The following is a 13,238-nucleotide window of genomic DNA, read 5'->3' as shown; positions in this document are numbered from 1 at the left end:
GTTTTTTGAAAAAAGTTCACTCGCTTTGCAACTTTTCGTATATTGCTTTCGTCTAATGAGAAAAGTTCGCCATTCGTAACGAATATAGCGGGAGTGCGGATGAGGGACTTTAAAAACTTAAGAATAAAAGAATTCAAAAAGCTCAAAAATAAATGATTCATCTGACAGGCATCAACAAAACCTACCATAACGGTGCGCCTCTGCATGTGCTTAAAGGAGTAGACCTCGACATCGATCGCGGCGAGTTTGTTTCTATCATGGGGGCTTCCGGCTCCGGGAAATCGACGTTGCTTAATATCTTGGGTATATTGGACAATTACGATACCGGCGATTATTACCTGAACGACGTGCTGATAAAGAATCTGAGCGAGACGAGGGCGGCCGAGTACCGCAACCGGATGATAGGCTTTATCTTTCAGTCGTTCAACCTGATTCCTTTCAAAGATGCGGTGGAGAATGTGGCGCTTCCCTTGTTTTATCAGGGAGTGAGACGCAAGAAGCGGAACATGCTGGCGTTGGAATATCTCGACCGGCTGGGCCTGAAGGACTGGGCGCACCACATGCCCAACGAAATGAGCGGCGGGCAGAAACAGCGTGTGGCCATTGCACGGGCGTTGATCACGCAGCCGCAAATCATCCTTGCCGACGAGCCTACCGGAGCGTTGGACAGCAAGACTTCGGGAGAGGTGATGCAGATATTGAAAGACTTGCACCGAACGGGGATGACCATCGTTGTGGTGACTCATGAGAGCGGGGTGGCCAACGAGACGGACCGCATTATTCACATCAAAGACGGTATCATCGAACGGATAGAAGAGAACTCCGCGCACGACTCTTCTCCTTTCGGAGCCGGCGGGTTGATGAAATAGCGTGAGGCTGCATCTGCATGAATAGGAAAAAGCAGACGGGAGCTCAGCGGGGGCGATGAGAGAAGATGAAGCTGCATCCGTTCCAAAGGAATGGGTTTCATGAGTCGATAAAAACCGGACCGGAAGGTGCGGGTTAGTTTGAAAACAGAAAATCACAGAAAAATCGAAATGATAGACCTTTGGCAAGAAATATTCAGTACGATCCGGAGAAACAAGCTGCGGACATTCCTCACGGGGTTTGCCGTGGCATGGGGAATCTTTATGCTGATTGTGCTGCTCGGAGCGGGAAACGGGTTGATTCATGCGTTCGAAGAATCTTCTTCGGAGCGTGCGATGAACTCCATCAAGATTTATCCCGGCACCACTACCAAGTCTTATGACGGACTGAAGGAAGGAAGATTCATCCGGCTCGACAATAAAGACCTGAACGCGACTTCCGAGCACTTCCCCGACCATGTGATCAAGGCGGGCGGCATTGTCTGGCAGGGCAGTGTGAACCTGAGTTTCGGTTCCGAATACGTAAGCCTTGACTTTGGAGGAGTTTTTCCGAATTATACGGAGGTGGAAGCGGTAAAGATTATCGAGGGGCGGTTTATCAACGAAGTAGACATCAAAGAGCGCCGGAAAGTGGCGGTGATACATAAGAAAACTGCGGAAATTCTGTTCGGCAAGGCGCGTGTCGAGCCTGTGGGGCAGACGGTGAATGCGGGCAGCGTTACTTACCGGATAGTGGGCATCTATGACGATAAGGGCGACAGCGGAGACAGAGACGCTTATATCCCTTTCACTACCTTGCAGACCATTTATAACAAAGGGGACAAGCTGAGCAATATAGTGATGACCACCAAAGGGCTGGAATCGGTAGAGCAGAATGAGGCTTTCGAAACGCGGTATCGCAAAGTGATTGCCGCCAACCATCGCTTCGACCCTGCCGACAAGAGCGCGTTGTGGATTTGGAACCGGTTTACGCAATACCTGCAACAGCAAAAAGGAATGGGGATATTGCGCACGGCTATTTGGGTGATCGGTATCTTTACACTGTTGAGCGGCATTGTAGGGGTATCCAACATCATGCTGATCACCGTGAAAGAGCGTAGCCGCGAATTCGGCATCCGCAAGGCGCTTGGCGCCAAACCTTTCTCGATTCTCCGCCTCATTATCGTAGAGAGCGTAACCATCACCACGATTTTCGGATACGTCGGTATGGTAGCGGGTATCGGCGCAACGGAGTGGATGAACAATGTTTTCGGCAAGCAGACAATGGATACGGGAATGTGGACGACAACGGTCTTTCTCGATCCGACGGTCGATTTGAGAATTGCGGTACAGGCCACCTTGACACTGATTATAGCCGGCACGCTGGCGGGATTGTTCCCTGCGAGGAAAGCCGCGAGAATCCGGCCGATTGAAGCATTAAGGGCAGATTAGTTCGAAAGCAGTATGAAAATAGACAGAGATACATTCGAGGAAATTCTCCTCACCATTACGAGAAACAAAACGCGGAGCCTGCTGACGGCTTTCGGCGTGTTCTGGGGCATCTTTATGCTTGTGGCTCTTATCGGGGGCGGACAGGGAATGCAAGACATGATGAAGAAAAACTTCGAAGGGTTTGCCACGAACTCAGGCTTTCTGGCTGCCCGGAGAACAGGAGAGGCATACAAAGGGTTTCGCAAAGGTCGTTGGTGGGAATTGGAAACGGCGGATATCGAACGGCTCCGTTCGCAAGTGAAAGGGCTAGATGTCATTACGCCGAGCGTATCGAGTTGGGGAGGTAAAGCGGTGTATCAAGAGAAGAAATACGATTGTAACGTAAAGGGGCTGTATCCCGATTATCTGCACATCGAACCGCAGGATATGAGGTACGGGCGGTATATCAACGACGTGGATATCCATGAGGCGCGTAAAGTCTGTGTGATCGGGAAGCGGGTATATGAGAGCCTTTTCAATCCGGGTGAGGATCCTTGCGGCAAGTATATTCGGTTGGACGGCATCTATTACCGCGTTATCGGCATGTCTGCTTCCGAAGGGAATATGAGCATACAAGGGCGGGCTTCGGAAGCGGTGGTTCTCCCTTTTACCACTATGCAGCAGACGTATAATCTGGGAAGCCGGATAGATGTGCTTTGCTTCACCGTGAAGCGAGGTGTGAAGGTGTCCGATGTGCAGCCCGGGATGGAACAGATCATCAAAAAAGCGCATTACATCGCTCCGGATGACAAGCAGGCGCTCATGTATCTGAATGCCGAAGCCATGTTCTCGATGGTCGATAACCTGTTTACCGGTATCCGGATATTGATCTGGATGGTGGGGATGGGGACATTGCTGGCAGGAGCCATCGGCGTGTCGAACATTATGATGGTGACCGTGAAAGAACGCACGACCGAAATCGGTATCCGCCGTGCCATCGGAGCGCGCCCGAAGGATATATTGCAGCAGATTCTTTCCGAAAGTATCGTGCTCACTACTATCGCTGGCATGTGCGGCATCTCCTTTGCCGTGATGGTGCTGCATGTGGTAGAGATGAATGCCAATGCCGACGGCGGAACGGCAAGGTTTCAGGTCGGCTTCGGGCTGGCGGTGGGAACCTGCATCCTTCTTATCGCGTTGGGGATGCTGGCGGGATTGGCGCCTGCCTACCGCGCAATGGCGGTGAAGCCGATTGACGCGATCAGAGACGAATAATTCAAAATAACAACAATAGGATATGAAAAAGTATTTGAAAATCGCAACCCTGGTAATTATGGCTCTTGTTCTCGTATGGACATTTGTTTTCCTTTATCAGAAGTCACGCCCTAAGGTGACGGTGTATGAGACTGTGACGCCGGAAGTGGCGAATCTGGAAAAAACGACGGTTGCTACGGGAAAGGTGGAACCGAGAGATGAAATCCTGATTAAGCCGCAGATTTCCGGAATCATTGCCGAAGTGTATAAGGAAGCGGGACAAAGCGTGAGGAAAGGGGAAGTGATAGCCAAGGTGAAAGTGATTCCCGAGCTTGGACAACTCAATGCGGCGGAAAGCCGTGTGCGGCTGGCAGAGATAAACTCGGCTCAGGCAGAGACGGAGTTTGCCCGCATCAAGAAACTGTACGATGACCAACTGATCAGCAGGGAGGAGTACGAAAAGGGCGAAGTAGCTGTGAAGCAGTCGCGCGAAGAAAAGCAGACGGCAAAGGATAATCTCGAAATCATTAAAGAAGGGATTACGAAAAGTAACGCGTCGATCAGCAGTACGATGATTCGCTCGACCATCGACGGGCTGATACTGGATGTGCCGGTGAAGGCGGGCAATTCGGTGATCATGAGTAATACGTTCAACGATGGTACTACCATTGCTTCGGTGGCAAACATGAACGATCTCATTTTCCGCGGCAACATCGACGAGACGGAGGTCGGACGCATTCATGAACGGATGCCCGTGAAGCTTTCCATCGGCGCTTTGCAGAATCTGAGCTTCAATGCGACGCTCGAATATATCTCGCCCAAAGGAGTGGAGACAAACGGAGCCAATCTGTTCGAAATCAAGGCGGCTATTGCTGTTCCCGATTCGGTGCAGATAAGAGCGGGCTATTCGGCTAATGCCGAAATCGTGCTGCAGCGGGCGGAGAAAGTGCTGGCAATACCCGAAAGCTGTGTGGAGTTCAGCGGAGACTCTACGTTTGTGTACGTCATGACGGACTCCGTGCCTTCGCAGGTGTTCAGGCGTACTCAGGTGACGACGGGAATGAGCGACGGCATCAAAATAGAGATTAAAAAGGGAGTGACTGCCAAAGATAAAATACGCGGAGCAGAGAAGAAAGAACCAACCAATCATTAAACTGATTTCGATGACAATATTTGATTTGACTTTAAAAGGAATCCGAAACTTCTCATTAAACTGATTTCGATGATAATATTTAATTTGACTTTAAAAGGAACCCGAAATTTCCTGAGGCGGGAGAAAGCCGCTGCGGCAAAACTTTTCTCTTTCGTCTTCACTGCTCTCTTGTTGAGTGGAGCGGGATTGTGTTACGGACAGGAACCGGCCGACCGGGGGCAAGTGTGGTCGTTGCGTCGGTGCATCGACTATGCCATTGAGCATAATTTGCGGATTCGTCAGTCGGCGAATGCGGCGGAGCAGAATAAAGTAGATGTGAATACGGCTAAATGGGCACGCTTGCCGAATGTAAACGGTACTGCAAGTCAGAACTGGAGCTGGGGGCGATCGCCTTCTCCCGTGGATAATTCTTATCGCGACATAAACAGCGCCAATACAAACTTCAGCGTAGGGGCGAACGTTCCTCTCTTTACGGGGTTGCAGCTCTCCAATCAGTACACGCTTGCCAAGCTGAATCTGGCGGCTGCCATCGAGGATTTGAACAAGGCGAAAGAGGATATAGCGATCAATGTTACCTCCGCTTATCTGCAGGTGCTTTTCAATATGGAGTTGAGTAAAGTGGCAAAGCAACAAGTGGAGATGAGCGCCGAGCAGCAGAAGCGTATCGAGGGACTCTATGAGGTGGGAAAAGCCGCTGCTCCCGATGTGGCGGAAGCAAAGGCTCGTGTGGCGCAAGATGAGATGACGGCGGTTCAGGCCGACAATGCTTATAGGCTTTCGCTGCTGGAGTTGAGTCAGCTGCTGGAACTTTCCACGCCCGAAAGGTTGGTACTTGAAAGTCCGGAAGAGGAGTTGGAGCTTTTGCCTCTGACTCAGCCGGATGACATCTATGCGCAGGCTCTGGCTTTCAAACCGGGTGTGAAAGCGGCGGAATACCGTTTGCAGGGAAGTGTTAACCGTATTCGTATCGCTCAGTCGCAATGGTATCCCCATCTTTCCTTCGGTGCGGGACTGGGCACGAACTATTATACCGTGAATGGGAAATCGGAGAAAAATTTCGGCAGCCAGATGAAGAATAACCTGAACAAATATGTCGGTTTCAGCCTGAGCATACCTGTCTTCAATCGGTTCGCTACCCGGAATCAGGTGCGTGCGGCACGTTTGCAGCAAGCCAATCTCGCTCTGGAACTGGATCACACCAAGAAGGCGCTTTATAAAGAGATTCAGCAGGCGTGGTACAATGCGGTGGCTGCGGAGGGCAAGTATGCGGCCGGCGAGGCGGCGGTAAAAGCCAATCAGGAATCGTTCCGCCTGGTGAATGAGAAGTATAATCAAGGCAAGGCTACTTCGATAGAGTTCAACGAGGCGAAGCTGAATCTCACCAAAGCCCTTTCGGATCGCCTGCAAGCTAAGTACGACTATTTGTTCCGAACTAAGATACTCGATTTCTATAAAGGCAAGGCCATTGAATGAAACAAGTTTCTTGCCATCCGATTTTTACAGTGAGAAGCTGAAAAGAATGGATTAACTTCTGATTAGGTATCTTTGAGCCATTGAGTACGGGCCTTACTACATAAATATCTTTGCAACAGATAAAAAGATTCGGGAAAAGTTTTGTTGGATATCGATGATTTAAAATGCGTTGAATAAAAAACGGGATTTATGTTTATACGGATGAAAAAGCCGTTTCAGCTTGAGGATGGTAAGTTGAAACGGCTTTTACTTTTATGCAGGAAATCAATTGGAATTGATTGTATTTTATGATGTTTTCGCAAACATATCCGTAATTTTCCTCGTTACTATTGAAAGAGATTACGAATATGAAACGTTTAATGATTGCAATGCTTTTACTGATGAGTAATGTGTTGCCGGGAATTGCCAAACCAATGAAAAAACAAGCGGAAATCTATTTTGCAGGCGGGTGTTTCTGGGGAACGGAACACTTCCTGAAGCAAATCAGAGGGGTGGAAAGCACCCAGGTGGGGTATGCCAACAGCCGGGTGGCTAACCCGAGTTATGAACAAGTATGCACGGGCGAGACGAATGCTGCCGAGGCGGTGAAAGTAGTGTATGACGCGGAGATGGTGAAGTTAAGCTTGTTGCTCGAGCTTTACTTCCAAACCATCGACCCTACCAGCATGAACCGGCAGGGAAACGACCGCGGGAGCCAGTACAGGACGGGTATTTACTATACGGATGAGGCTGATCTCCCTGTGGTGAAAGCCGCTTTGCAGAATCTCGCCACGCGCTATACAGCGCCTGTCGTTGTTGAGGTGGAACGACTGAAGAATTTTTATCCGGCGGAAGAATACCATCAGGACTATCTGGACAAGAATCCTACGGGCTATTGCCATATCAATCCCGCTTTGTTTGCTCTTGCGAAGAAAGCCAATGCACCGGTTGCGAAGACTTATAAGAAGCCCGATGACGCAACTTTGCGCCGCACGCTGACTGCCGAACAGTATGCCGTGACACAGCAGAATGCCACAGAGCGCGCTTTCCGCAACGAATATTGGGATGAGCACCGCCCCGGCATTTATGTGGATATCACTACCGGAGAACCTTTGTTCGTTTCTACCGATAAGTTCGATTCGGGTTGCGGATGGCCCAGCTTTTCTAAACCTATCGATAAGAAACTGATTGAGGAGAAGAAAGATACTTCGCACGGAATGATACGTACGGAGGTGCGCAGCAAAACCGGTGATGCCCATCTGGGGCATGTGTTTACCGACGGCCCGGCTGACAGAGGCGGGCTTCGTTATTGTATCAACAGCGCTTCGCTCCGCTTTATCCCGAAAGAGAAAATGCAGGAAGAGGGTTATGGGGAATACCTGCATCTGGTAAAATGACGTGCAGGATGAAGGCGTTGTTTACACTATTTAGTAAGTCGATGCCATATCCGGAACAGAAAATCGAGGCAGACTTATTCCCATGAGCTATATATAATAACAATCCCCCTTATTCTTTCTTTTTTAGACGAAAAGAACTGAATAAGGGGGATTTGTTCCGAAGAGGCTTTGGCCTTTAAAGCTTTTCATTCTCGAATATTACTTCGGTCCGCCCTCCTTTGTTTCAAGAGAGAGCCGTGCGGTGCAGGCTTTCGTTTTTAAGATTTTCCGGCTTTGCCTCGTTCGGCTGTAAATCAATTAATCTTTAAGAGAGAGCAGAGTTTCACAACTCTGTTGCTTAGAAAAAGCCATTGCTTGCTTGGGTTTATCGTTTTTCCATTGGTAGTTCACACAGGCCACCGGCATATTGTTTTCGTTGAGCTCATATACGCTTTTCTCTACTTGGGCATCGTAGGCTTTGTGCGCTTCGTTCCAACGGGCGTATGTCAGAGTGATTTGCCCGTCAGAATAGGTGTAGTCTATTTTGAAGTACGGGTTCCATTTCTCGCGTCTGGCATCCCACTTGAAAGCTTCTTTGGATGTCATTCGCTTTTGCTCGTCGTAAGTGAAATCATACTTCATGTGACGGTAGAGCGAACCGTCCAACTTGTAAATAACTTTCGATACGATAAGATCGCCTACTTTTTCTTCATTTGTGATGAAGTTGCCGTTTTCCTGTGCTTTCAACCCTGTATAACTGAAGCTTGCAATTAGGATTCCCAATAGAATCATGGTTCTGGATAAGATGTTCTTTTTCATGGCTGTATGTTTTTATTGGTTTACTTATTTTCCTTTCTTTGTCTATTAGACGGAACCAATACATCGAATGGTTGCAACAGCTATGCTTTTTTATGCTTGTTCTTCGTCAATCGGAATAAAACAAGATCTGTGCCATCTCATTAATATGTTGATAATGAGATAATATTCAGCTGGATTTGTGCGCAAACGAACACTCTTTTGTCCGCAGGCGGACGGGTGGAAAGCGAGAAGAAAGAATGCGATGAAAGAAACCTCTCTTGCCGAAATGCCATGCAGATAAACATTCGCCTGCCTGAAAGGTTGTTTTCGTTTGCCCGGTCATAAATGTTTTTAGTGAGCGCAAAATGCACTTACACAGCTCCCGCTTTGTTCGCAAAGAAAAGTACATCTCAACATGTCGGCAACTCTGACGTTTTTCCGGATACTACCTTTTCACAGAGAGTGATTTATATAATGTATGCCTTGCCCAGAGAGAGAAAACAAGAAAAACAGAGGATTATCTCGGGTTATGGTTGTATGAAAACATAGACGAAGATCGCCTTTCTGAATTGAACTATTACGATTATCTCTGCTGTCGGCTCTCACTGGTACTATTGGCGGGGTGCTTTCTGAACAGATCTATTACGATTTTCTCGGGCTATGGTTATATGAAAACCTCCGCAGAATTTCCGGTTCATGGCTTATGAAGAATTCAAGCCAATCGTATCCTTCGTTCTGCGGAGGTTTCGGTATGTAAATAAAGGAATGGGTTATCTCCTTGAACTTTCCATTCTTTGGGAGTGTGAAGATCTGCGACCTTCCGTTTTCCGCTCTGTGGAATTGCTCCGGCTGTACCGGCTTCCCGCATCGCTTTCCACGCTTCTTCGGGTACTTTCCCTGCGCGAGGCGTGTCTGCCGTTCCTGTCTTCCGTTGCTCGCTCTGTGGAATTGCTCCGGCTGTACCGGCTTCCCGCATCGCTTTCCACGCTTCTTCGGGTACTTTCCCTGCGTGAGGCGTGTTTGCCGCTTCTGTCTTCCGTTGCTCGTTTGCTGTAATTACTCCGGCTACCTTCTGTTCTTGACCGTTCCGACCGTTCGACGGATTGCCGCCTGAAATCATTTTCGCCTTTACTGATTTTTGTTCTGTTAGGAGTAAAGTCGTTATAGCCTTGATTCGTGCGCGAGCGGTTGTACGACCTTTCATTCCTGCCCGACCTGCCTGATCGCACGTAGACGTTTTGTCTCGTCGGTGCATTGTGCGGGCGGATGGAGGTGTTCGAGCGGAAGCGTATCGATCCGAAATCCGAATGACGGTACGAATGGAACACGCGTTGCTCGCGGATACGGTAGGGGGTGGGGTAGTGTTTCAAATCGTACCTGCCCCGGTAGTAGCTTGCATGATGAAAGTAAGGGCGGTAGTGGGCGCCGCAATAAGTCCGGTAATGGTAAGGCTCGCCGTAATAGAAGAAAGAGCGGTTGGGGTAGTTGATGTACACCCGGAAGCTCCATCTTCCGCCTGCAAAATAGACCGGACGGTAAAAGTACTCGGCGTTCAGGAACCGGCGGTATTGAGATTCGCTCAATACCCAGCGAAGGTCATCGTTGCGGATATCCAGCGCTTCGTAGTAATCGTCCAATGCCCATTCGGCTCCATCGGCTACGTATTCCATAATGTTGCGTACGGAGTATATGAAGTCGTAGTTGATTTCATACACGTCGTTGTATTGCAAAGTGCTCAGGCGCAATTCGTAAGCCATCTTGTCGGTGAGGAATCGCGTTTCTTTGCGCACCTTGCTCATACTCACCGATGCCATGGCGGTTGTTCCGGCAGCCATCCCGATGGCGATGAATAAAATTAGTATTCGTTTCATAGCGTTGCTCTCCTATGTGTGTTTAGGTTTAACTTTGTTATCGAAGCCTGAGTGCCTTGCGTACTTCTTCTCTGTCGGAGCCGAAGCTCAAGATGCCGATCACCACTTCGAAGTTTTGTTTATCTACTATATAAGGATATATCTTTATCATCATTTCCTTTTGGTCGGAAGTGAAAGAGATTTGTTCGACTAACTCTTTGGCTTGCTTCGAGGTGAAGTCATACTGTTGCAAGGCCGTTTCTATGAGTCTTTTTTTCTCGTTCGTGGAAGAGTATTTGACGTTGTCGAGCAACTTCCGGAACTCGAAACCATCCATTGTCCTTTCTCGGTCGAAAGAGTGTCCCACCGGCGGGAAGTTGTCGATGGTACTTATGACTGTGGGCGAAGGTCTTGTGAGTGTGGCATTATCGAGATTCATGCTTCTGTCTTTGAACGAGTCCATCCCCGATACGCGCCCGTCTGTAAACTGGATGAGTATGATAGACCATCCCACATCGCTGAGCGGCGAAAATTTGCGGTACTCCCACTCTTCCATATTACCCTCGAAACGGCGGAAGTGAGGTTCCGATTTGAATATGCTGCGTACTTCGGCAGGGGTCATTCCCTGCTGAACGCCCGAAATCATCTGTCCGGACAAATATTGGGACGTTGAGCAAGCGCTGTTCAATAGCATGAGTGCCAGAAGTAAGGCGAAAGATAATTTTTTCATGATTTCTAATTATTATGAGTTAACGTCGGTTTTCCCGGTACGTTCTTACGAAACCGTTCATTTCATCTTTGTTGGAAAAAAAGGTCAATGTGCTGATTACAGTGAAGAAGGCCTCTTTGTCCACGATGCGGGGATACATAATCTTCATGATCTTCATTCTCTCGTCGTCGAAGGTGTAGAGCTTCGTCAGGCGCAAGCATTGGGCGGATGTGAAGTAAGACGAGGTTATGGCGGTTTCAATCATCGTCATCCGGTCCGAATCGAAAGGTTCGCTCTTTACCTTATTATAAAAGGTATCGAACAGCTTCGGACTCATGATTCGCCCGTAATACGGTTCATAGCCCATGTCGCAATCGCTTGGATCGTACTCTTCCCGTTGGCGGGGAAAATCCGGATAGAGATTCGGGTCGCTTTCCACAAAAATATCTTTGACTTCCATGCCATTGAAATATACCCGTTCGTGAAACAACTTTCTCCCTTTCCATACTCGTTCGCCCGTACGGGTGTAGCGGGTGGAGAAGACCTCTACGGTGTAGTAGCCTCTTTTCAGGTTGGTGACAAAGCAGGTTGTGGTAGGCATGCACATCTGGTTTCCTCCGAAGTAAACGAGTATGGGCGTTTCTCCTCCGTTGATGCGTATCCCGTTCAGCGGCTGCGCTTTCAGCGAGATGGCAGCCAGCAGGAAAATGAGATTTATAATAAGTCTGCGCATAATATATGAGTTTTAATGAGGTTGTTTATAATTCATATCACAAAATTAGGGTGAGGAAACTCCCCACCCCAATGATTCTCTCTATTCGTTCGTAGGGATTTCCCTATTCCGTTTAGGGTTCCGCTAATGTGATGCCGTCTTCCTGCAGGCTGATCAGCCGCTTCTTGTACAAATCACCTACTCCTTTTTTAAAGGTTTTCTTGCTCACGCCGAACGTTTCGTATATCTCGTCTGCCGGGCTTTTGTCATTCAGCGATATCCGCCCGCCGTTCTCCCTGATGTACTCCAGCAACGTTTTTGCGAAGTCGTCTACTTTCCCCAAGCCGGGTTTTTGGAGCATCAGATCTATTTTGCCGTCGTCGCGTACTTGTTTTACGAAAGCCCGCATCTTCCTCCCCGCCTCGAGCATGGTGAATACCTCGTTCTCGTATAGCAGCCCGCTGTGTTGATGTTCGATGATGGCTTTGTACCCCAGATCGGTTTTTTGCCAGATGAGTATCTCCACCTCTTCGCCCGGCTGATACTCCGGCATCTCTTTCGAGAGGTATCTCTCTACCTTGGCGGAAGCCACGATGCGGTAGCTTTCTTCGTCCAAGTGGGCGTGGATCATGTACTTCCGTCCCACCTGCATTTTCATCTTCTGCTCGCCGAAGGGTACGAACAAGTCTTTCATCAGTCCCCAATTCAGGAATGCGCCGAACTGGTTCACCCACGCTACTTCCAGATAAGCGAACTGTCCCACTTGCACCAGCGGCGTGAGCGTGGTTGCGACCAGCCGTTCGTCCATATCGAGATATAAGAATACGTTTAAACGATCTCCCACCTTGCAGCCTTCGGGCACGTAGCGTGCAGGCAGCAGTATCTCCCCCTCTTCTCCGCCGTCGAGGTACATGCCGAAGTCTACCTGCTTTACGACCTCCAGCTCATTGAACCTTCCTAATTCGATGTTCATACTTTTATTCAATTGATTATATAGGAGACAAAGGTAAACTATTTTGCGAATACTTCAAAGCTGCATTGCTAACCTTTTGTGTGGTAATTTCCAAGAGTTTTTGCAGTAGAACTAATTCGTCTTTTGTCTGCGTTTTATTCGTCTCCCGTTCGACAGACGAATAAAACGCAGACGAAAGGCGAATGGTGCACGTCCGTCAGACGTATTGGCGGTTAAAAGGAAAAGCTTGCGGCTGGAATGAAAAAGGTGTAATGCCTTCACGCATATTCGGTATGTGCTATGCCTGCATTTCGCAGAGCCAATCATGTGTGTGATGTACTTGCTTTTCGTCTCTTTTCTTCTTCAAGTAAAAGCTTTTCCGTGTAACAATCATGTGTGTGATATACTTGCTTTTCTTTTGTATGCGTCACCGATTCTCTTTCGCGCCGGACGTCGTTAATCGTATGCCGCTTGCTTTCCTTCAATAGGGATGGAATGTCTGAGATGTTTGCAGGCCGTATGGCAGGGTTTCTTTGCTGTCTGTGAAACCTCTTGCCGGTGCTACCGTAAGTCAGATTGTCAATCGTCATGCGGTTTTTTTGCCGTATGTGAACCATATTAGGCTCCCCCGCACCATCTCCTACGGCATGATGGCGAGCTTGCTTTGGCCCATGTGAAACGCCATGCCGATGCCAACGAAAGTTGT

At 48.6% G+C, this 13,238-nt stretch carries 12 protein-coding genes; 6 read left to right on the top strand and 6 right to left on the bottom strand.

Annotated elements, in window-relative coordinates:
* Positions 1-152 precede the first annotated feature (152 nt).
* The 6 genes from C234_RS0103650 (at position 153) to msrB (ending at position 7,532) form a co-directional block, all read left to right on the top strand.
* Positions 153-869, top strand: a complete 717-nt coding sequence (locus tag C234_RS0103650; protein ID WP_027324664.1) for an ABC transporter ATP-binding protein — start codon at positions 153-155, stop codon at positions 867-869.
* A 168-nt stretch (positions 870-1,037) separates the two neighbouring features.
* Entirely contained in the window at positions 1,038-2,297 is a 1,260-nt protein-coding gene (locus C234_RS0103645; protein WP_027324663.1) for an ABC transporter permease, read from the top strand.
* Between the two features lie 12 nt (positions 2,298-2,309).
* Positions 2,310-3,551: an ABC transporter permease gene (locus C234_RS0103640; protein WP_027324662.1), complete on the top strand. Its 1,242-nt coding sequence runs from the start codon at positions 2,310-2,312 to the stop codon at positions 3,549-3,551.
* Positions 3,552-3,573: 22 nt separating this feature from the next.
* On the top strand, positions 3,574-4,683 hold the full coding sequence (locus tag C234_RS0103635; RefSeq protein ID WP_027324661.1) for an efflux RND transporter periplasmic adaptor subunit: 1,110 nt from the start codon (positions 3,574-3,576) through the stop codon (positions 4,681-4,683).
* Between the two features lie 69 nt (positions 4,684-4,752).
* On the top strand, positions 4,753-6,156 hold the full coding sequence (locus C234_RS0103630) for a TolC family protein (RefSeq protein ID WP_081688109.1): 1,404 nt from the start codon (positions 4,753-4,755) through the stop codon (positions 6,154-6,156).
* Between the two features lie 347 nt (positions 6,157-6,503).
* A complete protein-coding gene (msrB, locus tag C234_RS0103625) occupies positions 6,504-7,532 on the top strand; it encodes a peptide-methionine (R)-S-oxide reductase MsrB (protein ID WP_027324659.1) in 1,029 nt (342 codons plus the stop codon).
* A gap of 297 nt (positions 7,533-7,829) precedes the next feature.
* Here the strand turns inward: msrB and C234_RS0103620 are convergent, their stop codons facing one another.
* The 6 genes from C234_RS0103620 to C234_RS17870 all read right to left on the bottom strand — a co-directional run.
* Complete coding sequence (locus C234_RS0103620) at positions 7,830-8,330, bottom strand: DUF3836 domain-containing protein (protein ID WP_027324658.1); 501 nt, start codon at positions 8,328-8,330, stop codon at positions 7,830-7,832.
* Positions 8,331-9,079: 749 nt separating this feature from the next.
* Positions 9,080-10,180, bottom strand: coding sequence for a hypothetical protein (locus C234_RS15780; protein WP_051290142.1), 1,101 nt, complete (start codon positions 10,178-10,180; stop codon positions 9,080-9,082).
* A gap of 37 nt (positions 10,181-10,217) precedes the next feature.
* Entirely contained in the window at positions 10,218-10,889 is a 672-nt protein-coding gene (locus tag C234_RS0103600; protein ID WP_081688108.1) for a proline and serine-rich protein 1 family protein, read from the bottom strand.
* Positions 10,890-10,908: 19 nt separating this feature from the next.
* Positions 10,909-11,601, bottom strand: coding sequence for a proline and serine-rich protein 1 family protein (locus tag C234_RS0103595; RefSeq protein ID WP_027324655.1), 693 nt, complete (start codon positions 11,599-11,601; stop codon positions 10,909-10,911).
* Between the two features lie 112 nt (positions 11,602-11,713).
* Positions 11,714-12,553 carry a CvfB family protein gene (locus C234_RS0103590; protein WP_027324654.1) on the bottom strand — a complete coding sequence of 280 codons (840 nt, stop codon included), beginning with the start codon at positions 12,551-12,553 and terminating at the stop codon, positions 11,714-11,716.
* A 302-nt stretch (positions 12,554-12,855) separates the two neighbouring features.
* Positions 12,856-13,238, bottom strand: a 383-nt coding sequence (locus tag C234_RS17870; RefSeq protein ID WP_034538145.1) for a hypothetical protein, incomplete at its 5' end; no start/stop codon positions are given.

The organism is Bacteroides pyogenes DSM 20611 = JCM 6294 (assembly GCF_000428105.1).
GTDB classification, from domain to species: domain Bacteria; phylum Bacteroidota; class Bacteroidia; order Bacteroidales; family Bacteroidaceae; genus Bacteroides; species Bacteroides pyogenes.
Note: the sequence above shows the minus strand (reverse complement) of the source record. Positions and strands in the feature narration are given on the sequence as shown.